Annotated in this window: 28 protein-coding genes and 1 riboswitch; of the genes, 16 read left to right on the forward strand and 12 right to left on the reverse strand. The window is 64.3% G+C overall.

Translation table 11 applies throughout. The annotated features are described in order from the left end of the window. Window positions 1-31: 31 nt before the first annotated feature. Window positions 32-721 carry a thiol:disulfide interchange protein TlpA gene (gene tlpA / locus NKI05_RS24975; RefSeq protein WP_023815689.1) on the reverse strand — a complete coding sequence of 230 codons (690 nt, stop codon included), beginning with the start codon at window positions 719-721 and terminating at the stop codon, window positions 32-34. Window positions 722-755: 34 nt separating this feature from the next. Here tlpA and argH point away from each other — a divergent pair, with 34 nt between their 5' ends. The 3 genes from argH to lysA all read left to right on the forward strand — a co-directional run bounded on the left by argH (window position 756) and on the right by lysA (window position 3,780). Continuing rightward, window positions 756-2,156: an argininosuccinate lyase gene (gene argH / locus NKI05_RS24980; RefSeq protein ID WP_023815688.1), complete on the forward strand. Its 1,401-nt coding sequence runs from the start codon at window positions 756-758 to the stop codon at window positions 2,154-2,156. A 68-nt stretch (window positions 2,157-2,224) separates the two neighbouring features. Continuing rightward, window positions 2,225-2,431, forward strand: a complete 207-nt coding sequence (locus NKI05_RS24985; protein ID WP_023673325.1) for a hypothetical protein — start codon at window positions 2,225-2,227, stop codon at window positions 2,429-2,431. Between the two features lie 80 nt (window positions 2,432-2,511). Beyond that, complete coding sequence (gene lysA, locus NKI05_RS24990; protein WP_023748497.1) at window positions 2,512-3,780, forward strand: diaminopimelate decarboxylase; 1,269 nt, start codon at window positions 2,512-2,514, stop codon at window positions 3,778-3,780. 20 nt (window positions 3,781-3,800) lie between these two features. On the opposite strand, the gene NKI05_RS24995 is transcribed toward lysA, so the two are convergent. Continuing rightward, the gene (locus tag NKI05_RS24995; RefSeq protein WP_023815687.1) at window positions 3,801-4,103 is read right to left on the reverse strand and encodes an ArsR/SmtB family transcription factor; all 303 of its coding nucleotides are present in this window, start codon (window positions 4,101-4,103) and stop codon (window positions 3,801-3,803) included. A gap of 50 nt (window positions 4,104-4,153) precedes the next feature. Between NKI05_RS24995 and NKI05_RS25000 the strand changes: the two genes are divergently transcribed. The 3 genes from NKI05_RS25000 to NKI05_RS25010 all read left to right on the forward strand — a co-directional run bounded on the left by NKI05_RS25000 (window position 4,154) and on the right by NKI05_RS25010 (window position 8,233). After that, window positions 4,154-5,095, forward strand: coding sequence for a threonine/serine dehydratase (locus tag NKI05_RS25000; RefSeq protein WP_023804534.1), 942 nt, complete (start codon window positions 4,154-4,156; stop codon window positions 5,093-5,095). Between the two features lie 136 nt (window positions 5,096-5,231). Beyond that, window positions 5,232-7,820 carry a TIGR02302 family protein gene (locus NKI05_RS25005; protein ID WP_023804533.1) on the forward strand — a complete coding sequence of 863 codons (2,589 nt, stop codon included), beginning with the start codon at window positions 5,232-5,234 and terminating at the stop codon, window positions 7,818-7,820. Between the two features lie 41 nt (window positions 7,821-7,861). Next, window positions 7,862-8,233 (forward strand): glyoxalase superfamily protein, encoded by a 372-nt coding sequence (locus NKI05_RS25010; protein WP_023685340.1) that lies wholly within the window; start codon window positions 7,862-7,864, stop codon window positions 8,231-8,233. Here the strand turns inward: NKI05_RS25010 and NKI05_RS25015 are convergent. After that, a complete protein-coding gene (locus NKI05_RS25015) occupies window positions 8,230-9,093 on the reverse strand; it encodes a LysR family transcriptional regulator (protein ID WP_023726969.1) in 864 nt (287 codons plus the stop codon). The two genes, NKI05_RS25010 and NKI05_RS25015, sit on opposite strands and share 4 nt — an antisense overlap. A gap of 226 nt (window positions 9,094-9,319) precedes the next feature. On the opposite strand from NKI05_RS25015, the gene NKI05_RS25020 reads away from it, so the two are divergent. Further along, the gene (locus NKI05_RS25020) at window positions 9,320-10,270 is read left to right on the forward strand and encodes a DMT family transporter (RefSeq protein ID WP_023804532.1); all 951 of its coding nucleotides are present in this window, start codon (window positions 9,320-9,322) and stop codon (window positions 10,268-10,270) included. Window positions 10,271-10,276: 6 nt separating this feature from the next. On the opposite strand, the gene NKI05_RS25025 is transcribed toward NKI05_RS25020, so the two are convergent. The 3 genes from NKI05_RS25025 to NKI05_RS25035 all read right to left on the reverse strand — a co-directional run bounded on the left by NKI05_RS25025 (window position 10,277) and on the right by NKI05_RS25035 (window position 11,914). Further along, entirely contained in the window at window positions 10,277-10,648 is a 372-nt protein-coding gene (locus NKI05_RS25025) for a response regulator (RefSeq protein ID WP_023698715.1), read from the reverse strand. 64 nt (window positions 10,649-10,712) lie between these two features. After that, window positions 10,713-11,255 carry a hypoxanthine phosphoribosyltransferase gene (hpt, locus tag NKI05_RS25030; protein WP_023673315.1) on the reverse strand — a complete coding sequence of 181 codons (543 nt, stop codon included), beginning with the start codon at window positions 11,253-11,255 and terminating at the stop codon, window positions 10,713-10,715. Between the two features lie 23 nt (window positions 11,256-11,278). Next, window positions 11,279-11,914, reverse strand: a complete 636-nt coding sequence (locus tag NKI05_RS25035) for a hypothetical protein (RefSeq protein ID WP_023685343.1) — start codon at window positions 11,912-11,914, stop codon at window positions 11,279-11,281. A gap of 180 nt (window positions 11,915-12,094) precedes the next feature. Here NKI05_RS25035 and ftsE point away from each other — a divergent pair, with 180 nt between their 5' ends. From ftsE to NKI05_RS25050, 3 genes are all read left to right on the forward strand, one after another. Next, complete coding sequence (gene ftsE, locus NKI05_RS25040) at window positions 12,095-12,754, forward strand: cell division ATP-binding protein FtsE (protein WP_023685344.1); 660 nt, start codon at window positions 12,095-12,097, stop codon at window positions 12,752-12,754. Beyond that, window positions 12,747-13,736: a cell division protein FtsX gene (locus NKI05_RS25045; protein ID WP_023673312.1), complete on the forward strand. Its 990-nt coding sequence runs from the start codon at window positions 12,747-12,749 to the stop codon at window positions 13,734-13,736. Before ftsE ends, NKI05_RS25045 begins: the two co-directional genes overlap by 8 nt. Window positions 13,737-13,869: 133 nt before the next feature. Next, entirely contained in the window at window positions 13,870-14,589 is a 720-nt protein-coding gene (locus tag NKI05_RS25050; RefSeq protein ID WP_023673311.1) for a YdcF family protein, read from the forward strand. 92 nt (window positions 14,590-14,681) lie between these two features. Here NKI05_RS25050 and NKI05_RS25055 read toward each other — a convergent pair whose 3' ends face one another. Further along, window positions 14,682-15,314 carry a pyridoxamine 5'-phosphate oxidase family protein gene (locus NKI05_RS25055; RefSeq protein ID WP_023673310.1) on the reverse strand — a complete coding sequence of 211 codons (633 nt, stop codon included), beginning with the start codon at window positions 15,312-15,314 and terminating at the stop codon, window positions 14,682-14,684. 114 nt (window positions 15,315-15,428) lie between these two features. Here NKI05_RS25055 and NKI05_RS25060 point away from each other — a divergent pair, with 114 nt between their 5' ends. Continuing rightward, complete coding sequence (locus NKI05_RS25060; protein WP_023698716.1) at window positions 15,429-16,334, forward strand: LysR family transcriptional regulator; 906 nt, start codon at window positions 15,429-15,431, stop codon at window positions 16,332-16,334. A gap of 115 nt (window positions 16,335-16,449) precedes the next feature. Beyond that, a complete protein-coding gene (locus NKI05_RS25065; protein ID WP_023673308.1) occupies window positions 16,450-17,259 on the forward strand; it encodes a lysophospholipid acyltransferase family protein in 810 nt (269 codons plus the stop codon). A gap of 69 nt (window positions 17,260-17,328) precedes the next feature. On the opposite strand, the gene NKI05_RS25070 is transcribed toward NKI05_RS25065, so the two are convergent. The 3 genes from NKI05_RS25070 to NKI05_RS25080 all read right to left on the reverse strand — a co-directional run bounded on the left by NKI05_RS25070 (window position 17,329) and on the right by NKI05_RS25080 (window position 19,685). Further along, the gene (locus tag NKI05_RS25070; RefSeq protein WP_023698717.1) at window positions 17,329-17,955 is read right to left on the reverse strand and encodes a LysE family translocator; all 627 of its coding nucleotides are present in this window, start codon (window positions 17,953-17,955) and stop codon (window positions 17,329-17,331) included. An 83-nt stretch (window positions 17,956-18,038) separates the two neighbouring features. After that, window positions 18,039-18,986: an aldo/keto reductase gene (locus NKI05_RS25075; RefSeq protein ID WP_023698718.1), complete on the reverse strand. Its 948-nt coding sequence runs from the start codon at window positions 18,984-18,986 to the stop codon at window positions 18,039-18,041. Between the two features lie 165 nt (window positions 18,987-19,151). Beyond that, a complete protein-coding gene (locus tag NKI05_RS25080; RefSeq protein WP_023698719.1) occupies window positions 19,152-19,685 on the reverse strand; it encodes a gamma-glutamylcyclotransferase in 534 nt (177 codons plus the stop codon). Window positions 19,686-19,809: 124 nt separating this feature from the next. Between NKI05_RS25080 and NKI05_RS25085 the strand changes: the two genes are divergently transcribed. After that, window positions 19,810-20,808, forward strand: a complete 999-nt coding sequence (locus tag NKI05_RS25085; protein WP_023815684.1) for a DUF2125 domain-containing protein — start codon at window positions 19,810-19,812, stop codon at window positions 20,806-20,808. Window positions 20,809-20,932: 124 nt separating this feature from the next. Continuing rightward, a complete protein-coding gene (locus tag NKI05_RS25090; protein WP_352793379.1) occupies window positions 20,933-21,856 on the forward strand; it encodes a sugar kinase in 924 nt (307 codons plus the stop codon). A 7-nt stretch (window positions 21,857-21,863) separates the two neighbouring features. Here NKI05_RS25090 and NKI05_RS25095 read toward each other — a convergent pair whose 3' ends face one another. Both NKI05_RS25095 and hisC read right to left on the reverse strand, forming a co-directional pair. Next, window positions 21,864-22,799 carry a prephenate/arogenate dehydrogenase family protein gene (locus NKI05_RS25095; RefSeq protein WP_023815683.1) on the reverse strand — a complete coding sequence of 312 codons (936 nt, stop codon included), beginning with the start codon at window positions 22,797-22,799 and terminating at the stop codon, window positions 21,864-21,866. A gap of 4 nt (window positions 22,800-22,803) precedes the next feature. Further along, window positions 22,804-23,913, reverse strand: coding sequence for a histidinol-phosphate transaminase (gene hisC, locus NKI05_RS25100; RefSeq protein WP_023731077.1), 1,110 nt, complete (start codon window positions 23,911-23,913; stop codon window positions 22,804-22,806). Between the two features lie 125 nt (window positions 23,914-24,038). Beyond that, window positions 24,039-24,116, forward strand: a riboswitch (SAM riboswitch). A 60-nt stretch (window positions 24,117-24,176) separates the two neighbouring features. On the opposite strand from hisC, the gene metX reads away from it, so the two are divergent. Both metX and metW read left to right on the forward strand, forming a co-directional pair. Next, on the forward strand, window positions 24,177-25,346 hold the full coding sequence (gene metX / locus NKI05_RS25105) for a homoserine O-acetyltransferase MetX (RefSeq protein WP_023685352.1): 1,170 nt from the start codon (window positions 24,177-24,179) through the stop codon (window positions 25,344-25,346). Continuing rightward, a complete protein-coding gene (gene metW / locus NKI05_RS25110) occupies window positions 25,343-25,957 on the forward strand; it encodes a methionine biosynthesis protein MetW (RefSeq protein WP_023673299.1) in 615 nt (204 codons plus the stop codon). The genes metX and metW overlap by 4 nt, the downstream gene beginning before the upstream one ends. The last annotated feature ends 1 nt before the right edge of the window (window position 25,958 follow it).

Here is a 25,958-nt window from a genome sequence, read left to right on the forward strand (position 1 = left end):
GGTAGCCGTTTCGACGAAACGGTGAACCGCTCTAAGGGGCGAGTGCGGCCTCGACCAGGCGCTTGGCATCCGGTCCCGACCATTCGGCCGGTCCGTTCATATGCGCGACCAGGCAGCCTTCGCCATCGATCAGCATGGTGACGGGGAGGCCCAGCGCCAAGCCACGCGTCTTGACGTCGTTGAACAGCGCCAGCGTCGAATCGCGGTAGTAGCCGAGCGACCCGATGCCGATATCCGCGAGAAACTTCTTCGGCTTCACATCGTCGCCGGCATCGACATTGACCGCGACCACTTCGAATGCATCGCTGCCCTTTTCCTTCTGCAAGGCGTCGAGCGCCGGCATTTCGGCGCGGCAGGGCGCGCACCACGTTGCCCACAGGTTGAGCAGCACGGTCTTGCCGGCATGATCGGCGATCGTCATCGGCTTGCCGTCGGGACCGTTGAAGGCGAGACTTTTCAGCGATTGCAGCGGATCCGCGGGCAGCAATGCCGCAACTTGGCCGGTAGCCGCGGCGGCAACCTTTTTGGCGCGGTCGCTCTTGGCGGCGCAGGGGACGTCGTCCTTGCTGTTGCCCGCGCCCGCAGGTGCGCTGCCGGTGGCTGCGTTGTTGCCAGACCCGCTCTCGCTGACATATACCGCGACCGCGCCAGCCAGCACGCCCGCCAGCAAAGCGGCGAGGATCAGGCGCGGGGCCGGGAAGTATCTGTTACCGTCTGCCATTTTCTAAGACTGCTCCGGAGCACGGGTTATAGCCATGAGCGACAAGAAGGCCAGCAACCAGATGTGGGGCGGACGTTTTGCCTCGGGTCCGGCCGCGATCATGGAAGCGATCAACGCGTCGATTTCGTTCGACCGCAAACTCTATGCCCAAGACATAAGAGGTTCGATCGCCCACAGCGAGATGTTGGCTGAAACGGGCATTATTTCGGCGGCCGATCAAGAAAAAATCGCTCACGGGCTGAACACGATCCTGAAAGAGATCGAGGCCGGCACGTTCGAGTTCTCGACCCGGCTGGAAGACATTCACATGAACATCGAGGCCCGCCTTGCCGATCTGATCGGCCCGGCCGCCGGCCGCCTGCACACGGCGCGGTCACGCAACGACCAGGTGGCGGTGGATCTCCGGCTCTGGGTCAAGGACGAGTGCTTTCGCGTCGCCGAGGCGCTGAAGGGGCTGATCTCAGCCTTGCTCGATCGCGCCGAGGAGCATGCGGTGACCGTGATGCCCGGCTTCACCCACATGCAGGCGGCGCAGCCGGTGACCTTCGGCCACCATTGCATGGCCTATGTCGAGATGTTTTCGCGCGACCTGTCGCGCGTCCGCGACGCCATCGAGCGGATGGATGAAAGCCCGCTCGGCGCGGCAGCGCTTGCCGGCACCAGTTTTCCGATCGATCGCCACAAGACCGCCAAGGCGCTCGGCTTCCGCGAGCCGATGCGCAATTCCCTGGACAGCGTCTCCGACCGCGATTTCGCGCTGGAGTTTTTGAGCCTGGTGGCGATCTCCGCCACGCATCTGTCGCGGCTCGCCGAAGAAATCATCATCTGGTCGACGCCGCAATTCGGCTTTGTCAGACTGTCGGACAGTTTCTCCACCGGCTCCTCAATCATGCCGCAGAAGAAGAACCCGGACGCCGCCGAACTGGTGCGCGGCAAGACCGGCCGCGTCACCGGCCATCTCGTCGGGCTGCTGACGGTGATGAAGGGCATGCCGCTGACCTATGGCAAGGACATGCAGGAAGACAAGGAATCGGTCTTCGACGCCGCCGAGACGCTCGATCTGATGCTGGCGGCGATGACCGGCATGGTGCGCGACATGACGGTCAATGCCGCCGCCATGAAGAAGGCCGCCAGCTCGGGCCACGCGACCGCGACCGACCTCGCCGACTGGCTGGTGCGAACGCTGGGCCTGCCCTTCCGTGAGGCACACCATGTCACCGGCCGCGCGGTGGCGGTGGCCGAAGAGAAGAAGGTGAGCCTTGAAAAGCTGTCGCTGGAAGATCTGCAGTCGATCAACCCCGGCATCACGGCAGACATCTTCTCGGTTCTGGCGGTGCAGAATTCGGTGAAGAGCCGCACCAGTTTCGGCGGCACGGCGCCGTCGGAGGTCAGGAAGCAGATCCGCAGCTGGAAAAAGCGCATCGCCAAGGCATGATGCCGGGGTGCAATGCGCCTAAAACTCGGTTAAAAGCGCAGCACATAAAGTTTCGGACGGATGGATCGATGACCGCAAGCAGGATTTTGGTGACGCTGACGCTGCTGACGGCGATGGCTGCCGTGACCGCTTGCGGCCGTAAGGCCGGTCTCGACACGCCCTATGAAGCGGCCGTCCAGGCCCGCAAGGACGCCGAGCGCGCCAAACAGCCGGTGCCGCCGGAGCCGGAAAAACCGGTCGTGGACAAGAAGTTCATCCTCGACCCGCTGATCTAGAGCCGATGAGACCGGCTTGGTCTTTCTGACCAGGTCTCGTGCTAACCAGGTCTCGTGCTCCAACTTCCGGAAACACTCTCGTGAACCATTTCGATTACCGCGACGGCGTGCTCCATGCCGAGGACGTGGCGATACCAGACATCGCCGCAAGCGTCGGCACGCCGTTCTATTGTTATTCGACGGCAACCTTGACCAGGCACTACCGGGTGTTCGCCGGGGCCTTTGCCGGGCTCGACACGCTGGTCTGTTACGCCTTGAAGGCGAATTCCAACCAGGCGGTGCTGCGAACGCTGGCAAAGCTCGGCGCCGGCGCCGACACCGTCTCGGAAGGCGAAATGCGCCGCGCGCTCGCCGCCGGCATCCCGGCCAGCAAGATCGTATTCTCGGGCGTCGGCAAGACCGCGCGCGAGATGGATTTTGCGCTCGAGGCCGGCATTCTCTGCTTCAATGTCGAATCCGAGCCGGAGCTTGAATTGCTGTCGGCCCGCGCCACCGCGCTCGGCAAGGTGGCGCCGGTCTCGCTGCGCATCAACCCGGATGTCGACGCCAGGACGCACAGGAAGATCTCCACCGGCAAGGCCGAGAACAAGTTCGGCATTCCCTGGCAACGGGCGCGCCAGGTCTATGCCCGCGCGGCCGGGCTGCCGGGCACCAAGCCCATCGGCATCGATACCCATATCGGCAGCCAGGTCACCGAGTTGCAGCCCTTTGACGATGCTTTCGCGCTTCTGGCGGAACTGGTCGGCGCGCTGCGCGCCGATGGCCATGCCGTCGAGCATGTCGATCTCGGCGGCGGCCTCGGCATCCCCTACCGCACCGACAACAGCCCGCCGCCTTTGCCCGATGCCTATGCCGAGATCGTCAGGAAGCATCTGACAAAGCTTGGAGTGAAGGTGATGTTCGAGCCGGGCCGGCTGATCGTCGGCAATGCCGGCATCCTGGTCTCGGAAGTGATCTTCGTGAAGGAAGGCGACGCCAAGAACTTCCTCGTCGTCGACGCCGCCATGAACGATCTGATCCGGCCGACGCTCTACGATGCCTTCCACGACATCAAGCCGGTGGTGCAGCCGCCGGCCGACACGCCGCGCATGGCGGTCGATGTCGTCGGCCCGGTCTGCGAGACAGGCGACTATCTCGGCCTCGACCGTGACCTGCCCCGGCTCAAGTCTGGCGACCTAATTGCCGTCACCACCGCCGGCGCCTATGGCGCGGTGCAATCCGGCACCTACAACACCCGCCTACTTGTGCCTGAGGTTCTGGTCGACGGCGACCGTTTCCACGTCGTGCGCCGGCGCCAGACCTATGACGAGCTGATCGGCCTGGATTCGGTGCCCGACTGGCTTGCATAGGAGCTGCCACGCCGGCTGCGCTACAGCCGGTTCTGGACGAGCATCCTTGTGTCGGCGATCCTGTCCTCGTCGCGGCGGTAGAACGTCCATTGCTTGATGCGCTTGGGACGCAGCAGGCCGGCCTGGGTAAGCACGCGCATATGTTCGGAGAGCGTCGCCTGCGTAATGCCGAGCTTCTCCGCGATCAGCAGCGCGCAAACGCCGTCCTCGACCAGATCGCCATCTGCCTGGGCCGGGAAATGGGCCTGCGGATCCTTCAGCCAGTCGAGGATCTGCAGCCTGCGTTCGTTGGCGATCGCCTTGAAGACATCAACCTCTTGCATTTAGCCATTTTGCCAAGTTACTAATTGCTGTCAATCCCAAGGAGATGGTCATGACGAACGGCAACACCGTCACGCGCGAACGCATTGCCGCGATGGAACCGCGCATCCGCCCCTATATCAGGCACACGCCGGTGCTGCGCGTCGACATGGCCGATTTCGACCGGCCGCCGCTAGCGGTCGACCTCAAGCTCGAATGCCTGCAGCATTCCGGCTCGTTCAAGGCGCGCGGCGCCTTCACCAATCTGCTCGAACGGCCGGTGCCTGCGGCCGGCGTGGTTGCGGCTTCGGGCGGCAATCATGGCGCCGCGGTCGCCTATGCCGCCATGCGGCTTGGCCACAAGGCGACGATCTTCGTTCCCGAAGTCAGCCCGGCGGCCAAGCTGCAGCGCATCCGCGGCTACGGCGCCGAACTGATCGTCGGCGGCGCCCGCTATGCCGAGGCGCTGGCCGCCAGCGAGGCTTTTGCTGAAAAGACCGGCGCGCTGCAGATCCATGCCTTCAACCAGGAGGAAACATTGGTCGGCCAAGGCACGCTCGGCCTCGAAATCGAAAACGATCTGCCCGACATCGACACGCTGCTGGTCGCTGTCGGCGGCGGCGGCCTGATCGGCGGCATCGCCGCCTGGTTTGCCGGCCGCATCAGGATCATCGCCATCGAGCCCGAAGGCGCGCCGACGCTGCATCGCGCCTTCGAAGCCGGCCACCCCGTCGATGCGCCGGCCGAAGGCGTCGCCGCCGATTCGCTGGCGCCCAAACGCGTCGGCGAGATGATGTTCCCGATCGCCGAGGCCTTCGTCGAACGCTCCATCCTGGTCACCGACGACGCCATCATCGCCGCGCAAAAGGCGCTGTGGGAGCGGGTGCGGATCATCGCCGAGCCGGGCGGCGCAGCGGCCTTCGCAGCGCTGCTGTCCGGCCGCTACACGCCGGCGCCGGGCGAGCGGATCGCCGTCCTTGTCTGCGGCTCGAATACCGATCCGGCGAAATTCTAAACCTTGCTTCGACTGAAGTGGGACGCAAACCCGTCAAAGCTTTTCAAGTTTTCCGGAACCGCCTCGCCTTTGCCGTGTTTGCTGGTAAACTTCTGCTTGTTGAGTCCGGGCTATCCCGCCCGGGCAGGAAGGGCCGATGACGGAACGCCCCATTTCCAGTGGCGATCGCAGCCTGGCCGGGCGGCTTGCCCTGAGCCGGCTGGCGACACGGATCTCGATGACGGTCGAGCGCGGCTGGCCGCTGCTTCTGCCGCTGCTCATCGTCGCCAGCCTGTTTCTCAGCCTCTCCTGGCTCGGCCTTTTCCCCCGGCTGCCTGACATTGCGCGCATTATCATGGTCACGGCGTTCGGTATTTCCACGCTGGCGGCGCTCTATCCGCTGGGTTTCTTCAAGCTTCCATCCGCCGCTGAAATCGACCGCCGTATCGAGGCCGCCAACCAGTTGCAGCACAGCCCGGTGCTGGTGCAGACCGACCGTCCCAGCGGCAAGGAAAGCATCTTTTCCCAGGCGTTGTGGCGCGAACACCAAAAGCGCATGGCCGACAAGCTCGGCAGCCTTGGCGCCGACCTGCCGCGTACCCGCGTGCCGGAGCGCGATCCGTGGGCATTGCGTGCCGTGGCGGCGCTGCTGTTGGTCACCGCTTTTGCCTTTTCCTTCGGACCGTCCGGCGGCAGGCTGTCCGATGGTTTCAGTGCGCATGCGGCGCGCGACATCGTACCGCCGCGCATCGATGCCTGGGTGACCCCGCCGGCCTATACCGGCAAGCCGCCCATCTTCTTGACCGCGCCAGTCATCGATGGCAACGCCAAGCAGGCGGTTGCCACCTTCACCGTGCCGCAAGGCAGCGACGTCTCGCTGCGCGTGACCGGCGGCTCCGGCGAGGAAACGCTAAGCTTTGCCGACAAGGGCGGCAATGCTCGCGCCATCGACCCGTCGGGACCACAGGTGGCGGCCGTCAAGGCAGCGGCGGTCAACCCCGCGACCCCCAAGCTGCGCCAGTTCACCGGCAAGCTGACCGCCGACGGCACGCTGACGCTGAAGTCGGGCGAAGCCGATCTCGGTCGCTGGGCCTTCGCGGTGATCCCCGACAAGCCGCCGACGATCCGCTTCGTCGGCGAGCCCAAGCGCGCCGTCAACGGCGCCTTCGAGCTCAACTACCAGATCGACGACGACTATGGCGCGGCCACCGCCAAGGCGGTTTTCGCGCTGGCCGATCCGGCGGCGCCCGATGCGCATCCGCTCTACGGTCCGCCTGACCTGCCGCTGGCGCTGCCGCGCCGCGGCGGCAAGGCGAACGCCGCCAAGACCACCAAGGACCTCACCGAGCACGTCTGGGCCGGCGCCAGCATCAAGCTGTCGCTTGTCGCCACCGACGATGCCGGACACACCGCGACCAGCGAGACCAAGACTATTGTGATGCCGGAGCGGCCCTTCGCCAACCCGCTGGCGCGGGCGGTGGTCGAGCAGCGCCGCCTGCTGGCGCTCGACGCCAATGCCAAGCCGCGCGTGCTCGACCTGATGGACGCCATCACGCTGCGACCCGAGGACACGTTCGACAACATGTCGCATTACCTCGCCATCATGAGCGCCCGCAGCCGGCTGAAGATGTCGGACAGCGACGATCAGTTGCGCAACGAGGTTGCCTATCTCTGGGAAATCGCGCTCGGCATCGAGGAAGGCAATCTCTCGTCCGCCGAAAAGCGGCTCCGCCAGGCCCAGCAGGCGCTGCAGGACGCCATCAAGCGCGGCGCCAGCGACGAAGAGATCGAAAAGGCGATGAAGGAACTGCGCGAGGCGATGAACGAATTCCTGCAGGAATTCGCCGAGCGCGCCAAGCAGAACCCGAACGCGCCGCAGATGCAGCAGAATGGTCGCGAGCTGCGGCAGAGTGATATCGACCGCATGATGGACCAGATCGAGAACCTGGCGAAGTCGGGCGACCGCGACAAGGCGCAGGAGCTGCTGTCGCAGCTGGAAAACATGATGAACAACCTGCAGGCCGGCCGTCAGCAGCAGGGCGGCGAGCAGGACAGCGAGATGCGCCAGCAGATGGACAAGCTGGGCGAGATCATGCGCCGCCAGCAGGAGATGATGAACGACACCTACCGCATGGACCAGATGCAGCGCGGAGATAATCAGCAGCCCGGCGAAGGCAATGGCGACGACCCGGACCAGCCGGGCGTCGGCAAGGATCGCGATCCTCTCGCCCGGCCGAAGTCGATGACACCGCAGGAATTCGCCGATGCGATGAAGCAGCTGCAGGAAGGCCAGGGCCAGTTGCAGAGCGAACTCGACAAGCTGAAGAAGGGCCTGGAAGGCATGGGCATGCAGCCCAATGAGGGGTTTGGCGACGCTGGCAAATCCATGGGCAACGCCGAAAAGTCGCTTGGCGAAGGCGAAGGCGACCAGGCAGTCGGCCACCAGGGTCGCGCGCTGGAAGCGCTGCGCAAGGGCGCCAAGGAGATGATGAAGCAGCTGCAGGCGATGCAGGGCGACCAGGGCGGCAGCCAGGAAGGCGGCCGCCAACAGGACGCCGGCCGCGATCCGCTGGGCCGACCGCGCGCCAGCCGCGGACCCGATTTCGGCGATTCGGTGAAGGTGCCCGACGAGATCGACGTGCAGCGCGCCCGCCAGATTCTCGAGGCGATTCGCAAGCGGCTCGGCAACGCGCTCAGCCCCGACATCGAGCGCAGCTACCTCGAGCGGCTGCTGGAGCTGAAGTAGCCTCCAAGGCAACATCCGTCGAACTGAATGGTATCAGCGCCATGCCGAAACTCGGTGCCGTCACGCCCATCCTGCGCATCTTCGACATCGCCAAGGCACGCGAATTCTATGTCGACTTTCTCGGCTTCAAGGTCGAGTTCGAGCACCGCTTCGACGACAATGCGCCGCTCTACATGGGTGTAATCCGCGACGGCTGTGTCCTGCATCTGAGCGAACATCATGGCGACGGCGCGCCGGGTATAGCCATGCGCATCAAGGTCGAGGACATCGCGGCATTGCACCGCGAACTGATCGGCAAGAGATACCGCTACGCCCGGCCGGGCCTCGAAACCACGTCGTGGCAGACCCGTGAAGTGTCGGTCGGCGACCCCTTCGGCAATCGGCTGCATTTCTACGAGGATGCAACAGACTAAGCCGGCCGGTTGACGAATGCCTCGCGGATCGCCTCCTGCATGCCGTCGATAGCCTCGCCTGAGGCATTTGGGCTGCGGTGCATCACCACATTCGAGGAATCGATATGGCCGAACCCGTCCGCGGCGGTGAGCTCGCGGCAGCCATCGGGAATGTTGCTGTGCGAGATCGGCGCGATCGCCAGGCCGGAGGTGACGGCGAGCTTCAGGCCGCCGGTGGTGTCGCTGGTATAGGCGACACGGTAGGCCAGCCCACGCTGCTCCAGCGATTTGATGGCGAAGTCCTTGCACCAGCCGGCCCGGTTGTAGAGCGCGATCGGCACCGGCCGCTCCTCATGCATGTGATGCAGGCTCGATGTCACCCACACGGTCGGATCGTGCATCAGCACCTCGCCGCCGGAAGGATCCTGCCATTCGAACACCACGGCGAGGTCGAGTTCACCGGCCGCCAACGCCGCCAGCTGGGCGCCCGAATGTGCATAGCGCACGGTGACCTCGACCTTGGTGTGACGCTTCGAGAAGGCGCCGAGCGCGCGCGACAGGATGGCGTGACCATATTCCTCGGGAATGCCGATGCGCACAGGCCCGCCAAGCGGTGCCGCCGCCATCGATGCCGCCGTCTCGTCGAGCAGCGAGACGATGCGGCGGGCATTGACGATCAGCTCGCCGCCACGGCGCGTCAGCGCCACGCCGCGCGAGCCGCGTTCGAACAGGCTGTCGCCGACCAGCTCCTCGAGCTTCTTCATCTGCATCGACACCGCCGACTGGGTGCGCCCGGCCTGCTCCGCCGCCCGGGTGAAATTGCCCGCTTCGGCAATGGCGACGAAGGTGCGCAGGAGATCGCTGTCGAGGGCTGGCCGCATCGAATCCGTCATAAGCAAATTTGATCGCTGGTATCATTCCAATTCGTTTGCAACATGTCAAACGCCGCAGCATAGTCCGCTCGCCCATTGGATATGCCGCCGCGAAACCGGCTGCGGACCAATCAAAGAGTCCTCACTCATACCCGCTGCCCGAAACGGTGGCGGGTTCTTTTTACCCGATGGCCGGGCGGCTGCGGGCAGTCAAGGCAAGGGCCGGCAGAACAACATGCGCAACCGGATCGTTCTCGGCATCATCAGCCTGTGCCTTGGCGTGCTGGTGTTCTCGCTCCAGGACCCGCTGGTCAAGGCGGTGTCGGCCGGCTATCCCGTGACCGAGGTGATGTGGATCCGCTCGATCGTCGCTTTGCCGATCCTGATCTTTCTCGTTCGCGCCGACGTCGGCCTGCGGGCCATCGCCTCGAAGCGGTTCGGCCTGCTGACGATACGCGCCTTCATCCAGTTCTCCTCCTATACGGTTTACTATCTGGCCATCGCTGCCTTGCCGCTCGCCGACGCGGTGGCGCTCTATTTCATGGCGCCGCTGTTCATCATGGCGATGGCCGGGCCCTATCTCGGCGAGCGCGTCTCCTGGCAGGCTCTCGCCACCGTGCTGACCGGCATGCTGGGCGTGGTCGTGATGCTGCGCCCGGGCGCCGGCCTGTTCGACTGGGCGGCGCTGCTTTCGTTGGGCTCGGCTTTGCTCTACGGCTTTTCACAGCTGATGGCGCGCAAGATCGGCGACACCGAATCCTCCACCGTCATGGCCTTCTACCAGAACGGCGCCTATCTGGTCGGCGCCGCTGCGGTTGCCGGCACATTCTGGCTTGCCGGCATAACCCATGCTGTCCACCCCAGCCTCGAATTCCTGGTGCGGCCGTGGGTCTGGCCGACGACCCCGGATTTCCTCAAGATGGCGGCCTGCGGCTTCGTCGCTTCGGCCGGCATGATTCTGCTGTCGCAGGCCTACAGGCTGGCGCCCGCCAACCGCGTCGCCACCTTCGAATACACCGGCATCATCTGGTCGCCGCTGTGGGGCTTCCTGTTCTTCGACGAGGTGCCGCGCTCGACCACTGCCATCGGTGCGGCGCTGATCATCGGCGCCGGTCTGCTGGCGCTCAACACCGAACGGCGCCGGAGCGCTGCGCCTGTCCTCGCCGCGTCTCAGGATGTCGCCTGAAGCGTGTCAGGCGAAGCAGGCGAGCGCCTGGTCGACCCGCGAGCGGATTTCAGCCAGCGTGAAAGGCTTTTGCACGACGTCGATAATGACGCCGTTCAATTCCTCGGCGCGCTCGCGCTGGTCGGCATAGCCGGTCATCAGCAGGATCTTCATGTCAGGGAAAAGCTTGGCTGCGGCGATCGCCATCTCGATGCCGTCCATTTCCGGCATGCGGATATCGGAGACGACGAGGTCGTAACCGCCGCCTGCAGCACTGACCATCGCCAGCCCCTGCGCGCCGTCGGCGGCGATATCGATCGAGTGCCCGGCGCGTTCGAGCGCGCGGGCGGCGAGGGTGCGGACGGACTCATCGTCCTCGACGATCAGAAGCTTTGCCATGGGCCGGAATTTGGCGGGCAAAAGTTGACTTTTTCTGAAAATTTGAAGCGTCGGGGGCCTTTTCTCAGGCATCGCCTTTGACGACACCGACAAACGGCAGTTCGCGAAAAGCGTGAGCGACGTCCATGCCGTAGCCGACGACGAAGTAATCGGGACAGTCGAAGCCGACATAGTCGGCGTTCAGCTCGGTCTGGCGGCGCATGCGCTTGTCCAACAGCACCGCGATGGCGCAGCTTTTGGCGCCGCGCGACAGCATCAGGTTGCGGGTGAAGGAGAGCGTCTTGCCCGACTCCAGGATATCGTCGATCAGCAGCACGTCGCGGCCGGCGACCTCATTGTCGATGTCGCGCAGCACCCTCACCTCGCCGCTGGTGGTGCCGGCGCCATAGCTGGAAATGAAGATGAACTCGACCTCGGGCGACAGCCCGACATCGTGCATGGCGCGGATCAAATCGGCGGCGAAGATGAACGAGCCCTTCAGCACCGAAATCACCAGCAGGTCGTGATAGTCGTGCTCGGCGATCTCCTTGGCGAGTTCGAGATTGCGCCGCGCGATCGCGGACGCCGAAAACAGGACCTCGATGTCCTTGCCGCGCACAACTGGCATCAACAACCTTTCCAGAGAACCGACTAGCCGGCGAAGGTGACCGCCACGGCCTTGACGCCGTTTCTAGGCACATCGAGGCGGCTGGAAAAGCCGAATCTTTCGCCGGGCGCCAGAGAACGGTTGGATGTCCCCAGAGTATAACGGGTGATGCGGCTGTCATTGCCGGTGACACGTATCTCCAGCGGCGGCAATTGTCCCGCCTTCAAACCGTCATTGACGGCCTCGCCATCCACGAACAGCACCGGGGCGGGTCCTGAGGCGTCGACACGCGACGTGACGCCGGCAATGCTGAGTACGGCGCCCTCCGGCTGTTCGACTGACCAGAACGGCGTCTGGCGCACCAGCGCATGGCCACCCGAGACCCAGAAGGCGGCAAGCGCCGCACCGATGCCGGCAATCCAGAAGATCGGCCCGCCACGCGATGCCGGCCGCCCGGCTGACGCATCTGATTTGCGCAGCATCTCCATGCCTTCCATCGACGGCGTCGCGATGTCGCGCGCCGGCGTCGGCATGGCTTCTATCAGTGGGATCAGCTGCGGCAGCACCTCATAATCCGCATCGACGATGTCGGTCGCCACAGGACGCGATTCCGGTGCGACACTTGTCCCGGTCATGATTTCGCCGGAAACCGGGCGCGCGGTTCGTTGCTCAGCCATCATGGCCCCGCTGTTGCCTTTTCGTTTCTTTTGCGTAAATGGAAATGGTTAACGCTTCCCCACCGGAACCCTTGTGACGCATTCAAAAACAGCGAAAATTAACCGACGGTTAACCATGGCGGCCGATGGTCGTTGGACAGAAAGGGTTGGCACGCCGCCGCCACACACCTCAGGTCGTCGCACGTGATCCGCTTCGAAAATGTCGGCCTTCGCTATGGCATGGGTCCGGAAATCCTCCGCGACATCTCCCTGCACATTCCGGAGAGCTCCTTCCAGTTCCTGAGCGGGCCCTCGGGCGCCGGCAAGACGACGCTGCTGCGCCTTCTGTTCATGTCGCTGAAGCCGACACGCGGGCTGATCACCATCTTCGGCAAGGACCGCTCGCGCATCTCGCGCGCTGAACTGCCGCATCTCAGGCGCCGCATCGGCGTGGTGTTCCAGGATTTCCGCCTGCTCGACCACATGACCACCTATGAGAATGTCGCTCTGCCGCTGCGCGTGCGCGGCCGCGAGGAAGCGAGCTACCGCACCGACGTCACCGAACTTTTGAAATGGGTCGGCCTGGGCGAGCGCATGCATGTGCTGCCGCCGGTCCTTTCGGGCGGCGAAAAGCAGCGCGCGGCAATCGCTCGGGCCTTGATCGAACAGCCCGAAATCCTGCTTGCCGACGAGCCGACCGGCAATGTCGACCCGCCGCTGGCGCGCCGGTTGCTCAGGCTGTTCATTGAGCTCAACCGGCTCGGCACCGCGGTGGTGATCGCCACTCACGATCTCGGCCTGATGGAGCAGGTCGACGCGCGCCGCATGATCCTGGCCGGCGGAAGGCTGGATATTTATGACTGAGCTATCGGCCGAACAGCTGCATGAAGACGCCGCCGAGCCCGCAACGACGACGCAGCGCGTCCAGCGCCGCATGGCGCCGATCGTGCCGGCGCAGAATATTGCCGGCCGCGCCTTGGTGCTGGTCATCGCCATCATGACCTTCCTGTCCTGCCTGACTTTCGGCGCCGTCACGCTGGTGCGCGACACTGCCTCGGTCTGGGAAAACCAGATCTCGCGCGAGGCGACGATTCAGATCAAGCCGGTCGACGGCCTCGACATGGAGGCAGCCCTTGCCCAGGCCTCGCAGATCGTCGGCGAATTCCCCGGCGTAAAGGAAACCCGGATCATCGATCGCGACGCCACCGCGCGCCTTTTGGAGCCATGGCTGGGCTCGGGCCTGAATATCGACGAATTGCCGGTGCCGCGCCTGATCATCGTCACCATCGACGAGACCAGCCCGCCCGACTTCAGCGCCATCCGTGCGGCGCTCACGCCCAAGCTGCCGAGTGCTTCGCTCGACGATCACCGTACATGGGTCGACCGGCTGGTCGCCATGGCCCGCACCACGGTCACCATCGGCATCGCCGTGCTGGTCCTGATGCTGTCGGCGACGGTGCTGACCGTAGTGTTTGCGACGCGCGGCGCCATGGCGGGTAACGGCCATATCATCGAAGTGCTGCATTTCGTCGGCGCCGAGGCGCGCTTCATCGCGCGCGAATTCCGCTGGCATTTCCTGGTCACCGGGATGAAGGGCGCAGCCGCCGGCGGCGCAGCCGCGATCCTGGTTTTCATCGTCTTTTCCTGGTGGTCGTCGCGCAACATGGCAACGCCGCAGGCCGACCAGGCCACCGCTTTGTTCGGCAATTTCGCCATCGGATCGGCAGGCTATCTCGGCGTCGGCCTGATGGTGCTGGTGATCGGCGGACTGACGGCGGCGACCTCGCACGCCACCGTCGTCGCCTATCTCAGCGACATCGATGTCCGCCAGCCGGATGCGGGGTGACCCGTGAGGGCAGAAGCGAAAACAGTTCGGGGGCAAGGACAGGAATGGAAGGGACGATCACGGATCGAAAACCGACGTAACGCAATGTGCGCTTTTTTCCTTACCAAAAAGGCATTTCAGGATTAACCATAGGATGATGAACGCGCGGGAGTCGACCGGAACGGCTGGACAGATGCCAGTGGTGCGTTTGCGTGTGCGTACCGGGCTGGGCCGTTTGCGCACCGCCCTGCGTCTCGCCTCCCTCTGTCTACTGCTGCTGGTGGCCCTGTTTGCCGGTGGCTTCGGCTGGTTCGCCAGCAAGGTCAGCCACATGACGACCCCGACCAACCCGGCCAAGGCCGATGCGATCATCGTCTTGACCGGCGGTCAGGCCCGCCTCGACGCAGCACTCGATCTGCTTGCCTCCGGCAAGGGCGAGCGGCTGCTGATCTCAGGCGTGCATCCCTCTGCCAGCCGCCGCCAATTGCAGGCTGCTACCGGCGGCGACAAGGCGCTGTTTTCCTGCTGTGTCGACATCGACCGCGCCGCGCTCGACACGATCGGCAATGCCGAGGAAAGCGCTAAATGGGTGGAGAGCCACGCCTATGGCAGCGTCATCCTCGTCACCAACAATTACCACATGCCGCGCAGCCTGCTCGAGATGGGCCGCCTGCTGCATGGCGCCAGGCTTGAACCCTATCCGGTGGTCAACACCAATCTGGACAATGGCGACTGGCTGACCAAGCCGGAAGCGCTACGCGTGCTTCTGACCGAATACAGCAAATACCTGCTGGCGCTTGCGCGCGGCGTCGTCCCGGTCCGCCAGACTGCCGACAGCGTCGCACTGGCCGAGGTTTCGACCGCCAAGGACTAAAGCAATTCCAGGAAAAGTGTGTAGCGGTTTTCCCGGGAAAAGCACGTACGCTTTCCCTTGGGAATTGGACAGACGACTCTGACGGCGCTCGATTACCCCTTGGCCGTGCCGTCTTCCGCGCCACGCAGCCGCGCAATCTCCTGTTCGAGGCTTTCAATCCGCTTGTCGCGTTCGGCGAGTGCGGCCGCGACATCGGCGGCCTCGAATCGCTGCGGAATGTGTTGCGGGCAATTGGCATCCCAGGCCGAGACGGTGAACAAGATGACCTGCTCGGGGCGCGCCTTGTAGTCCTGCGGCATCAGCCTTGCCAGAAGCTCGGCATCGTCCTCGACGACGCGCGCCGTGCCCCAGATCTTGACGCGCTGGCGATGCGCATAGTCGATCAGGAACAGGAATGCCTGGTTGTTGTCGGCGAGATTCCCCTGCGTGATGAACTGCCTGTTCCCGGAGAAATCGGCAAAGCCGATGGTCTTCTCGTCCAGCACCTTGAGGAAGCCGGCTGGCCCGCCGCGATGCTGGATGTAGGGCTGACCCTCGCCATTTGCCGTCGACAGGAAGACGCTGGTCTGCGCCGCGATGAAGTCGGCGAGGTCGGGCGTCATATGGGCGCGCCATCCGCCGCGCTCCTCGGCGCTGGCATAGCCCTTGCGCGAACCTTTGCGGGTCTGGATCGCCTTGACCGTCGGCGTGAAGGCGACATCGCTGGTGAAAGTATGAGCATTCATGGAAGCCTCCGCGAGGCCGAAACACGGCCATTGTACGCGAAGAGGTAGATCCTTCCATGTTTTGGATGTAGATGGCATAGTTGCAAGCTATCCTTCCAATTTCCGGAAGAAAGTATGGATCGTCTCGAAGCCATGTCGCTGTTCGTCGCCGCGGTGGAAGCGGGCAGCCTTTCTGCTGCCGGCCGCCATTTCGGCATTCCACTGGCAACGGTCAGCCGCAAGGTTTCCGACCTCGAAAAGCACCTTCAGGCGCGCCTGCTGAACCGTTCGACCCGGCAGCTCACGCTGACCGATGCCGGCCAGGCCTATCTCGCCGCCTGCCGCCGCATCCTCGGCGAGGTCGGCGAAGCCGAACGCACCGCTGCCGGCGAATACAGCACGCCGACCGGCGACCTGTTCATCACCGCGCCGGTCGTCTTTGGTCGCTTGCACGTGCTGCCTGTCGTCACCGAATTCCTGGCGGCTTATCCTCAAGTCAACATTCGCCTGACGCTGGCTGACCGGATAACCCAACTGGCGGAGGAACATCTCGACCTTGCCATCCGCATCGGCGAGCTTGCGCCTTCGAGCCTCATTGCCATCCGCGTCGGCGCGATCCGTCGCGTCGTGTGCGCCAGCCCCGCCTATATCGCCGCGCATGGCATGCCGCGGACGCCGGACGATCTGGCCGCGCATGAATGCATCAGTTTCGAGGGGCCTTCCGCTCTCGCCAGCTGGAGCTTTGCCGGCGACAAGGGCGAACTGATCGTGCCGATCCGCTCACGGCTGCGCGTCAACACGGCGGAAGCTGCAATCGATGCCGCGATTGCAGGCGCCGGGATGACGCGGGTGCTCTCCTACCAGATCGCGGACGCAGTACGTTCCGGCGTGCTCGTCCCGGTCTTGCGGCCCTTAGAGCCGCAGCCATGGCCGGTGAGCCTCGTCCATGCCGGCCAAGGCCTGCTGGCGGTGAAACTCAGGGCGTTCCTCGATTTCGCCGCTCCGCGGCTGAAGCAGCGGCTATTGCAGGCGACGTGGTGAGTTGAGACTGGCTTGAGTCAGTGGCGAGCCGGCCTATGTCAGGCCATTGCGGCGTTTCCTTTTTGCCCGCGCTTGGTGTAACCAACGCACACCTCCTCAACGGGCCCTTCCCCGCATGCTCTATATCCGCTCGCTGGCGTTCAACTTCGTCTTCTATGTCAATCTGATCGTCCAGATGGTCCTCTGGACCCCTTACTACTTCCTCTCGCCACGCCATCGCGCCTGGTTCGTGCCGAAATTCTGGTCGCGCACCAGCCTGTGGCTCTACGACAAGATCGCCGGCACCAGGAGCGACATCACCGGCGTCGAGAACCTGCCGGAGGGCTCTTTCATCCTGGCGCCGAAACACCAGTCGTTTTGGGACGCGATCGCTTTCTTTCCGTTCCTCCACGACCCGCTTTATATCCTGAAGCGCGAGCTGACCTGGATCCCCTTCTTCGGCTGGTACATCCTGAAGATGCGGATGATCCCGGTTCACCGCGGCAGCCGCTCCAAGGCGTTGAAGCAGGTCGTTGCATCGACAAAGCAGGAGATGGGGCGCAATCCGCGCCAGCTGATTATCTACCCCGAAGGCACGCGCCGAGCGCCAGGCGACGAGCCGGCTTACAAATACGGCATTGTCGAGCTCTATACGCAGCTTGGCGTCCCGGTGGTACCGGTCGCCCATGTCGCCGGCCTCTACTGGCCGCGCCGCAAATTCCTGCGCTTTCCCGGTACCATCAAGGCCCGCTTCCTGCCGCCGATTCCGCCCGGGCTCGGCAAGGACGAATTCATGGACCGGCTGATCGGCGATACGGAAGCCGCCTGCGACCAGCTGCTAATCGAGGCATCGCAGGCTCCTAACCCGCCGCAAATGCCGCCGACGGCGGTCAAGCGGCTGGCCGAACTCGCCGCGGCCGCCAAAGCAATTCCAGGAAAAGTGTGAGCGGTTTTTTCCGTCCTGAATCGCGCCAAAACAAAAAAGACCAAAGCTTGATCTCTTCTGCGGGCCGGCTCAAGGCCACGCCGCCAGCGCCGTGGTCAGCACCAGCGTCGCCGCGAAGGCCAGATTGATGATCCGCGACGCCAGCGGCTGGCGCAGGGTGCGGGCGAAGGCCGCGCCGGCCAGCAGCCACAGCACATGGATGGCTACGATCATCAGGGTGAGAACCGCCAGCCTGGCCGGGATGCCGAGAGCATCGGCGCCGGCTGCGGTCGCGGAGCCAGCAAGGACCGCAGCAATCGCCACATAGGCTTTCGGGTTGGCAACGGCGAGCAGGAAGCCGCCGAGGAAGGTCGGCAGAACCGCGCTGCTGTCACGCGCGGCCAGCGGCGGCGCTGTCGCTATTCTGTAGGCGAGGTAGAGAATATAGGCGGCGGAAGCGACCGCCAGCACCGGCGCTACGCCCGGCATCGAGGTAAGGATAGCCTTGATGCCGGTGGCCACCACCAGCAGCACCGCGACGGTGCCTAAAATGATCCCCGATGTGTAGTGAAGCGAATTGCGCAGGCCGAAGGCGGCCCCTATCGCCGTGACGCTGATCGTCGCCGGGCCAGGACTGCCCATGACGACGGTTGCCGCCAGCACCAGCGCCAGCAATTGCTGCCAGGGCTGCGCCTGCGAAAGAATGTCTGCGGCCATGCTGCCTCTTCTCCACAATAATGGAGAGCAGTGTGGCGAGGCGGACAGCCGTCGTCTTGAACGATCGTGCCGAAGCTGCGCGGCTAGGCGCTGGCCTTGTCCAGCGCCACGAGATCCTCCGCGCTGAGCTTCAGCGATGCGGCGCGCGCCAGGCTGTCGACCTGGTCCAGCGTCGTGGCGCTGGCGATCGGCGCGGTGATGCCGGGCTGCGCCATCACCCAGGCGAGTGCCACTTCCGCCTGCTTGGCCGAATGGCGCGCCGCGACGGTGTCGAGTGCGGCCAGAATGCGCATGCCGCGCGCATTGAGATAAGCCTTCACGCCGCCGCCGCGTTCACTTTTGCCGAGATCGGCCTCGCTACGGTATTTGCCGCTCAAAAACCCCTTGGCGAGACTGAAATAGGTGATGACGCCGATATCCTCGGCCACGCACAGATCATGCAGCGGCCCGTCGAAGGATGAGCGGTCGTAGAGATTGTATTCCGGCTGCAGCACGCTGTAGCGCGGCAGCCCGCGCAGGCTGGCAACATCGAGCGCGGCGCGCAGCTGGCCGGCGTCAAGATTCGAGGCGCCGATATGGCGGACCTTGCCGGCAGCGAGCAGCTTCTGGTAGGCGCCGAGCGTCTCCTCATAAGGGGTTGTCGGGTCCGGCCAATGCGAGAGATAAAGGTCGATCACATCGGTCTGCAGTCGCTTGAGCGACGCCTCGACTGCCCTTTCGATATGGGCAGCGGACAGATCCTTCTTGCCTTGTCCCATATCCGAGCCGACTTTGGTGATGACGATGATCTTGTCACGGTTGCCGCGGCTTTTCATCCATTTGCCGATGATGGTCTCGGACTCGCCGCCCGCGTGGCCGGGCACCCAGCGCGAATAGGCATCGGCGGTATCGATAGCGTTGAGGCCGGCGTCGCCGAACCGGTCGAGCAGGTCGAAGGAGGTCTTCTCGTCCGCGGTCCAGCCGAAGACATTGCCGCCCAGGACCAGCGGCGCGATGGAAAGGTCGGTTTGACCGAGACGGCGTTTTTGCAAGACGGGGCTCCGTGGGGCTGGCGGCGGGCGACCCGAATGCTTCGGGCCGCAGCTAAGCTAGGTCTCGCCGCGCCGAGGTCAAAGGCCTCAGCCAATTTTTCCAGCGGGCCAGCGCTTCACAAAGGCGCGAGAGCTTCGCCTGCAGGCTCGCCGTGGTCTACTGGCTCACGAGGCGATCCGCTTCGCCACCTCTTCCAGCCAGTGGTCGCTGATACCCAGCGCCGCGAGATGCTGCAGCGTGTTGAGCACATAGTCCTCGTTGTTTCCGGACTGGCCGACGGCGCCACGGATAACACCTGCCGCATGCGCGGGGTCGAGCCCGCCGGCATACTGCTCATGCTGGCGGTCGACGATATAGGCGACCGCTTTCACTCTCTCTCCCGCGGCCGCCCCATTCCCGTCGAGGCTGACATCGAGCACACGCTCGAGGTAGACGCTGGTCACCAATTCGCGCTCGCGCAGATAGGTCAGCACCTCATCGCGCAGCTCGCCGGGCACGCGAAAGGCCAGCCCGATGCAGGAGCCGCCACGGTCGAGGCCTAGCACCAGGCCCGGCCGCTGGCGCGTGCCGCGATGCACGAAGGAATAGACGCACAGCGACCGGCGGTAGCCGTAAAGCCGCGCGCGCCGTGTCTCGACATGGGCGAATCCCGGTCGCCAGATCAGCGAGCCGTAGCCAAAAACCCAAAAATCGCCCATATCGCCAAGCCTGATTGCACGAGAGTGACGCCGCCGCATCGGAATCGGTGCTCTTCTGTTCTTTTTGCTTGTTGCGTAAGCCACAGTCCACCCGCAACACGCCCGCGTTAATGAAAGCCGCAGCATGACGTCAAGTGACGAGCGTCCGTCGAAGTTTCGCCACCGGCTGATGTGGCTCGCTGCCTTGGTCGTTATGCTGTTCGGCGCCTACAGCGCGGTCTGGTTCTATGTCGCCGGTCGCGTCAGCAGCGAAGCCGACAAGGCGGTGGCCTCGCTCAAGGACAAAGGCATCGAGGCCGGCTGCGCCAACCTCACCGTCAGCGGCTACCCCCTGCGTTTTGTCATCTCCTGTGACAATCTGGCTTACGAGGACGACGCCAGGAACGTTGCCGCCTCGGCAGGCAGCTTCAACTTCGTTGCAGAACTCATCCGGCCTTTGTCGCCCGCCGCCGAGTTGCGCGGGCCACTGCGGACCTCGGTGCCCGGGATGGCGCCGCTATGGATCGATTGGGACAATCTGCAGGCCAATGCCAAGCTCTCCTGGCCCTTGCCACGCAGCATTTCGCTGCAGGCCGAGAGCTTGTCCGGCCAGACCGATCCGGCCGACGACACCGACCCGGTTTCACTGTTCAGCGCCGGAACGGCGGCGGGCGAGTTGCGGCCGGACGGTCAGGACCTTGGCTATACCGGAAGCTTCACCGATCTTGAGATCGACGCCGACGCGATCGGCGGGCGCGTGCTGCCGCCGCTCGACGGCAGCGGCGACGCGACGCTGAAGAACGGCGTCGCGCTGATGAAGACGCAGGCCAGGAGCCTGCGCGGCCAGGCGGTCGGCATCCACAAGCTCGATCTGTCGTCGGGAACCGCGCGCATCACCGTCTCCGGCCCGGTGTCGGTCGACGCCAACGGCCAGGTCAATGCCGACCTGACGATCAAGCTGCAGGATCCCAAAGCCGTGGCGGCAATCCTCGCCACCGCAATCCCCGAGCAGAAGAGCCAGATCGAGCAAGGCTTTGCCGGTCTGGCGCTGCTCGGCAACGAACCGTCGATGCCGCTCAAGGTGGTGAAGGGCAAGGTCTCGCTCGGCTTCATTCCGCTGGGCAAGATCAAGCCGCTCGATTAGAGCAATTCCAGGAAAAGTGTGAGCAGTTTTCCGTCCGGAATTGCGTTAAAACAAAGAGATAGAGCATGATCGCAAAGAGCGGCAACGGCTTTTGGGGAGAGATCATGCTCGAGCAAGCCGACGCATGAACCGACCGGTGAAACTGCTGAGCGTTGGCGCGCTGACGCTGGATACCATCCTGCGCGTCGAAACCCTGCCCACGCATCAGGGCAAGTTCATCGCCTCGGACGGCATCCAGATCGCCTCGGGCATGGCGACAAGTGCTGCCTGCGCCGCCCGCCGTCTCGGCGCCGAGGTGTTCCTGTGGGCAAGTGCAGGTGACGATGCCGTCGGCGACCAATTGCTGGCCGGCATCGAGGCCGAGGGCGTCGATTGCCGCTTTGTCCGCCGCGTCGAAGGCGCCCGCTCGGCGCTGGCCGCGATCCTGGTCGACGCTCATGGCGAGCGCATCATCGTGCCCTTCTACGACCCAAAGGCGCAGGCCGACCCCGAGGCGGTGCCTGTCGCCGATCTTTCCGGCTTCGATGCCGTGCTGGTCGATGTGCGCTGGCCGGGCGCCGCCGCTCTTGCCTTGACCGCCGCGCGCGACGCCGGTTGCCCGGCAATCCTCGACGCCGACACGGCGCCGCTGGAGGTGCTGGAGCGTCTGTTGCCGCTGGCTTCGCACATCGTCGCTTCGGAGACGGCTGCACGCATTATCTGCGACCACGCGCTGGATACCGAAACCGCCTGCGCCGACCTCGCCAGCCGCACAGACACCTTTGTCGCGGTGACCGGCGGCGCCGCGGGAAGCTGGTGGCATGACCGGTCCGCCGGATGCGTGCGCCACATCGCGGCGCCGAAGATCAAGGCGGTCGACACGCTGGCCGCCGGCGACGTTTTCCACGGCGCCTTTGCTGTCGCGTTGGCGGAAACCATGCCGATCGAGCAGGCGTTGCGCTTTGCCAGCGCGGCGGCCGCGCTCAAATGCCAGCGCTTCGGCGGCCGGCTGGGGGCGCCAAACAGGGACGAGGCAATGGCCATGGTCGCGGCGACCTGGCCCGTCTGAAACAGATTTAACTTTTCACCGGGTGCTCGACCGCCTGCCGGCCGAAATCCGGCACGTCGATATCCTGGCCGGCCTCGATGATCGAACGGCGAACGGCCCGGGTGCGGGTGAACAGGTCGAACAGCTTTTCGCCGTCGCCCCAGCGGATCGCCCGCTGCAGCGAGGCGAGGTCCTCCGAAAAGCGCGCCAGCATTTCCAGGATGGCATCCTTGTTGTGCAGGCACACGTCGCGCCACATGGTCGGGTCGGAGGCGGCCAGACGGGTGAAGTCGCGGAAACCGGAAGCCGAATATTTGATCACTTCCGACTTGGTCACCGATTCCAGATCGTCGGCCGTGCCGACGATGTTGTAGGCAATGATGTGCGGAAGATGCGAAACGATGGCCAGCGTCATGTCATGATGCTGCGGGTCCATCGTGTCGATGTTGGAGCCGCAGCGCCGCCAGAATTCCGACAGCTTTTCCAGCGCGGCCGGATCGGTTCCCGGCAGGGGCGTGAAGATGCACCAGCGGTTTTCGAACAGCTCGGCGAAACCCGCATCCGGGCCCGATTTCTCCGTACCTGCCAGCGGGTGCCCCGGAATAAAGTGCACGCCGTCCGGTACATAGGGCTGCATTTGCGCAATGACCGAGGCCTTGGTCGAACCGACATCGGTGAGGATGGCGCCCTTTTTCAGCGCCGGCGCGATCTCTTGCGCCACCTCGCCCGACGATCCCACTGGCACCGAGACGATGATCAGGTCGGCATTGCGGACCGCTTCCCTGGCGTCGGTGGTGTAGCTCTCGCCAAGACCGAGCTCCTTCGCCCGTGCCAGCGTGGTCGGGCTGCGCGTCGCGATGGCGACATGGCGGGCCAGGCCCTCGCGGCGGATGATGCGGGCCAGCGACGAGCCAATCAGGCCGATGCCGACCAGCGCGATCTTTTCAAACATCGGTGAAGTCATTGTTTCAGCTTTTCAGGAATGTCGTGAGGGCATCGATGACGCCGCGATTGGCTTCTTCGGTGCCGACGCTCATGCGCAGCGCATTGGGAAAGCCATAGCCGGTAACGCGCCGCAATATATAGCCGCGCTGGGTGAGGTAGTCGTCCGCCGCCTCAGCCGAATGCTTCTTGTCGTCGGGAAAGTGGATGAGGACGAAATTGCCGACGCTGGGCGTCACGCGCAGCCCAAGCTTCGTCAGTTCTTCATTCAACCAGGTAAGCCAGGTCTCGTTGTGCAACGAACTGCGCTCGACATGGGCGCGGTCGCGGATGGCGGCAATGCCGGCCTCGATCGCTGTTGCGTTAACGTTGAAAGGGCCGCGAACACGGTTGATGGCATCGACGATGTGCAGTGGGCCATACATCCAGCCGATGCGCGCGCCGCCAAGGCCGAGCTTGGAGAAGGTGCGGGTCATGACCACATTCTGCGCGCTGCCCGCCAGCTCGATACCTGCCTCATAGTCATTGCGCCTGACGTACTCGGCATAGGCCGCGTCCAGCACCAGAAGCACGTTGCCCGGGAGCGCGGAATGCAGGCGGCGGACCTCCTGGAACGGCAGATAGGTGCCGGTCGGGTTGTTGGGATTGGCGAGGAAGATGATTTTGGTCCGCGGCGTCACCGCGGCCAGGATCGCGTCGACGTCGGCGCGCTCCTCGGTTTCCTTCACAGCAACCGGCTTGGCCCCCGCCGACTGAATGTAGATCTTGTAGACCATGAAGGCATGTTCGGTAAAAATCGCCTCATCGCCTGGCGCAAGATAGGTCTGCGCCAGCAGGCCAAGTATCTCGTCGGAACCGTTGGAGCAGATGATGTTTGCCGGGTTGAGGCCGTGCACCTCGGCGATCGCCTCGCGCAGCCGGCGGGCGGTGCCGTCGGGATAGACATCAAGCTTGCTGGCCACTTCGCGCGCGGCCTCGATCGCCTTCGGCGACGGGCCGAGCGGGTTCTCGTTCGACGACAATTTATGGACCTTGGCGACGCCGGCAGGTGCCGTGCTCTTGCCCGGCACATAGGCGTCGATGTCCATAATGCCCGCGCGGGGCGTCGGCCGTGCCTTGTCCGCTGTCTTGTCCATGTCGCAAACCCGTTGAGAACGCCTCCGTCCGGAGGCCGCAGCGGAAATACAAGCCGTAGCCGCGAATGTCGAGAGGCGGGCATAGCTGGCCGTTGACGCCGGGCCGCACGAGTTCTAGAAGAACGCAACAGTTCCGTGGTGATTTGGCCGGTCGGCTTGCAGCCACGTTAAACAACTCGCTAAAGGGCCGTTTGCGTGACGTAACCGGCTTTGCGATCGCATTGCCGGTTTTTTATTGCCTGACGGCGGGCAAGGAGAGTCACATGGCCGCGCTCCGCGCTACAAAAACCAACAACGAGGCCGACAACCCGTCGAGCCCGGTGTTGCGTTTTGGCCCTGACAAGCCGCTGAAGCTCGACGCCGGCACGCTTTTGTCGCCGTTCCAGATCGCCTACCAGACATATGGCGCCCTCAACGATGCCCGCACCAACGCCATCCTGGTCTGCCACGCGCTGACCGGCGACCAGCATGTCGCCAGCACCAATCCGGTGACCGGCAAGCCCGGCTGGTGGGAAGTGCTGATCGGTCCCGGCAAGATCATCGACACCAACCGCTTCTTCGTCATCTGCTCCAACGTCATCGGCGGGTGCCTCGGCTCCACCGGTCCGGCCTCGACCAATCCCGCCACCGGCAAGCCCTACGGCCTCGACCTGCCAATCATCACCATCCGCGACATGGTGCGGGCGCAATTGATGCTGGTCGACCATTTCGGCATCGAAAAGCTGTTTTGCGTGCTCGGCGGCTCGATGGGCGGCATGCAGGTGCTGGAATGGGCATCGTGCTATTCCGAGCGCGTCTTCTCGGCCCTGCCGATCGCCACAGGCGCACGCCATTCCTCGCAGAACATCGCCTTCCACGAGGTCGGCCGGCAGGCCGTCATGGCCGATCCGGACTGGCATGGCGGCAAATATTTCGAGCACGGCAAGCGCCCGGAAAAGGGGCTCGCCGTGGCGCGCATGGCCGCCCACATCACCTATCTGTCGGAAGCCGCCCTGCATCGGAAATTCGGCCGCAATCTGCAGGACCGCGAAGCGCTGACCTTCGGTTTCGACGCCGACTTCCAGATCGAAAGCTATCTGCGCCACCAGGGCATGACATTCGTCGACCGCTTCGACGCCAACTCCTACCTCTACATGACCCGTTCGATGGATTATTTCGACCTCGCCGCCGACCATGGCGGCCGGTTGGCCGATGCCTTTGCCGGGACCAAGACCCGCTTCTGCCTGGTGTCCTTCACCTCGGACTGGCTGTTCCCGACCGAGGAGAGCCGCTCGATCGTGCATGCGCTCAACGCCGCCGGCGCCTCCGTCTCCTTCGTCGAGATCGACACCGACCGCGGCCATGATGCCTTCCTGCTCGATGAACCCGAACTGTTTGCCGCCATCAAGGGCTTCATCGGCTCGGCGGCCCGCGCAAGGGGGCTCGCCTCATGAGCGTCAATGGCAGCCAGCGCGTCGACCTCGAAGTCGTGGCCAACCTGATACCGCCGCAGTCGCGGGTGCTCGATGTCGGCTCCGGCGACGGCCTGCTGCTCGAACTCCTGCAGGAGACCAAGCAGGTCGACGGCCGCGGGCTGGAGCTGTCACAGCGCGGCGTCAATGAATGCGTGGCGCGCGGTCTCTCGGTCATCCAGGGCGATGCCGATACCGACCTCGAATTCTATCCGGACAAGGGTTTTGACTTCGTCGTCCTGTCTCAGACGCTGCAGGCGACCCGCAACCCGAAGCTGGTGCTCGACGAGCTGCTGCGAATCGGCAACCGCGCCATCGTCTCCTTCCCCAATTTCGGCCACTGGCGGGTGCGGCTGTCGCTGTTCGTCAATGGCCGGATGCCGGTGACCGCGGACCTGCCCTATTCCTGGTACGACACGCCCAACATCCATTTCTGCACCATCCGCGACTTCGTCAATCTGGTCGAGGAACTCGGCGCTTCGGTCGAGAAAGCCACCGCGCTCGACGGCAACGGCCAGAAGATCGGCCTGTCGATGCCATGGTGGTTCTGGAATTTCTTCGGCCAGCAAGCGGTGTTCTTGCTGAAGCGGTAGT

The sequence above is a fragment of the Mesorhizobium sp. M0771 genome (assembly GCF_040320155.1).
Lineage (GTDB): Bacteria > Pseudomonadota > Alphaproteobacteria > Rhizobiales > Rhizobiaceae > Mesorhizobium.

Coding starts and splice junctions, on each gene's coding strand:
- tlpA (WP_023815689.1), bottom strand. CDS start 721: ATGGCAGACGGTAACAGATACTTCCCGGCCCCGCGCCTGATCCTCGCC.
- argH (WP_023815688.1), top strand. CDS start 756: ATGAGCGACAAGAAGGCCAGCAACCAGATGTGGGGCGGACGTTTTGCC.
- NKI05_RS24985 (WP_023673325.1), top strand. CDS start 2,225: ATGACCGCAAGCAGGATTTTGGTGACGCTGACGCTGCTGACGGCGATG.
- NKI05_RS24995 (WP_023815687.1), bottom strand. CDS start 4,103: ATGCAAGAGGTTGATGTCTTCAAGGCGATCGCCAACGAACGCAGGCTG.
- NKI05_RS25000 (WP_023804534.1), top strand. CDS start 4,154: ATGACGAACGGCAACACCGTCACGCGCGAACGCATTGCCGCGATGGAA.
- NKI05_RS25005 (WP_023804533.1), top strand. CDS start 5,232: ATGACGGAACGCCCCATTTCCAGTGGCGATCGCAGCCTGGCCGGGCGG.
- NKI05_RS25010 (WP_023685340.1), top strand. CDS start 7,862: ATGCCGAAACTCGGTGCCGTCACGCCCATCCTGCGCATCTTCGACATC.
- NKI05_RS25015 (WP_023726969.1), bottom strand. CDS start 9,093: ATGCGGCCAGCCCTCGACAGCGATCTCCTGCGCACCTTCGTCGCCATT.
- NKI05_RS25020 (WP_023804532.1), top strand. CDS start 9,320: ATGCGCAACCGGATCGTTCTCGGCATCATCAGCCTGTGCCTTGGCGTG.
- NKI05_RS25025 (WP_023698715.1), bottom strand. CDS start 10,648: ATGGCAAAGCTTCTGATCGTCGAGGACGATGAGTCCGTCCGCACCCTC.
- hpt (WP_023673315.1), bottom strand. CDS start 11,255: ATGCCAGTTGTGCGCGGCAAGGACATCGAGGTCCTGTTTTCGGCGTCC.
- NKI05_RS25035 (WP_023685343.1), bottom strand. CDS start 11,914: ATGATGGCTGAGCAACGAACCGCGCGCCCGGTTTCCGGCGAAATCATG.
- NKI05_RS25045 (WP_023673312.1), top strand. CDS start 12,747: ATGACTGAGCTATCGGCCGAACAGCTGCATGAAGACGCCGCCGAGCCC.
- NKI05_RS25050 (WP_023673311.1), top strand. CDS start 13,870: ATGATGAACGCGCGGGAGTCGACCGGAACGGCTGGACAGATGCCAGTG.
- NKI05_RS25055 (WP_023673310.1), bottom strand. CDS start 15,314: ATGAATGCTCATACTTTCACCAGCGATGTCGCCTTCACGCCGACGGTC.
- NKI05_RS25060 (WP_023698716.1), top strand. CDS start 15,429: ATGGATCGTCTCGAAGCCATGTCGCTGTTCGTCGCCGCGGTGGAAGCG.
- NKI05_RS25065 (WP_023673308.1), top strand. CDS start 16,450: ATGCTCTATATCCGCTCGCTGGCGTTCAACTTCGTCTTCTATGTCAAT.
- NKI05_RS25070 (WP_023698717.1), bottom strand. CDS start 17,955: ATGGCCGCAGACATTCTTTCGCAGGCGCAGCCCTGGCAGCAATTGCTG.
- NKI05_RS25080 (WP_023698719.1), bottom strand. CDS start 19,685: ATGGGCGATTTTTGGGTTTTTGGCTACGGCTCGCTGATCTGGCGACCG.
- NKI05_RS25085 (WP_023815684.1), top strand. CDS start 19,810: ATGACGTCAAGTGACGAGCGTCCGTCGAAGTTTCGCCACCGGCTGATG.
- NKI05_RS25090 (WP_352793379.1), top strand. CDS start 20,933: ATGAACCGACCGGTGAAACTGCTGAGCGTTGGCGCGCTGACGCTGGAT.
- NKI05_RS25095 (WP_023815683.1), bottom strand. CDS start 22,799: ATGACTTCACCGATGTTTGAAAAGATCGCGCTGGTCGGCATCGGCCTG.
- hisC (WP_023731077.1), bottom strand. CDS start 23,913: ATGGACAAGACAGCGGACAAGGCACGGCCGACGCCCCGCGCGGGCATT.
- metX (WP_023685352.1), top strand. CDS start 24,177: ATGGCCGCGCTCCGCGCTACAAAAACCAACAACGAGGCCGACAACCCG.
- metW (WP_023673299.1), top strand. CDS start 25,343: ATGAGCGTCAATGGCAGCCAGCGCGTCGACCTCGAAGTCGTGGCCAAC.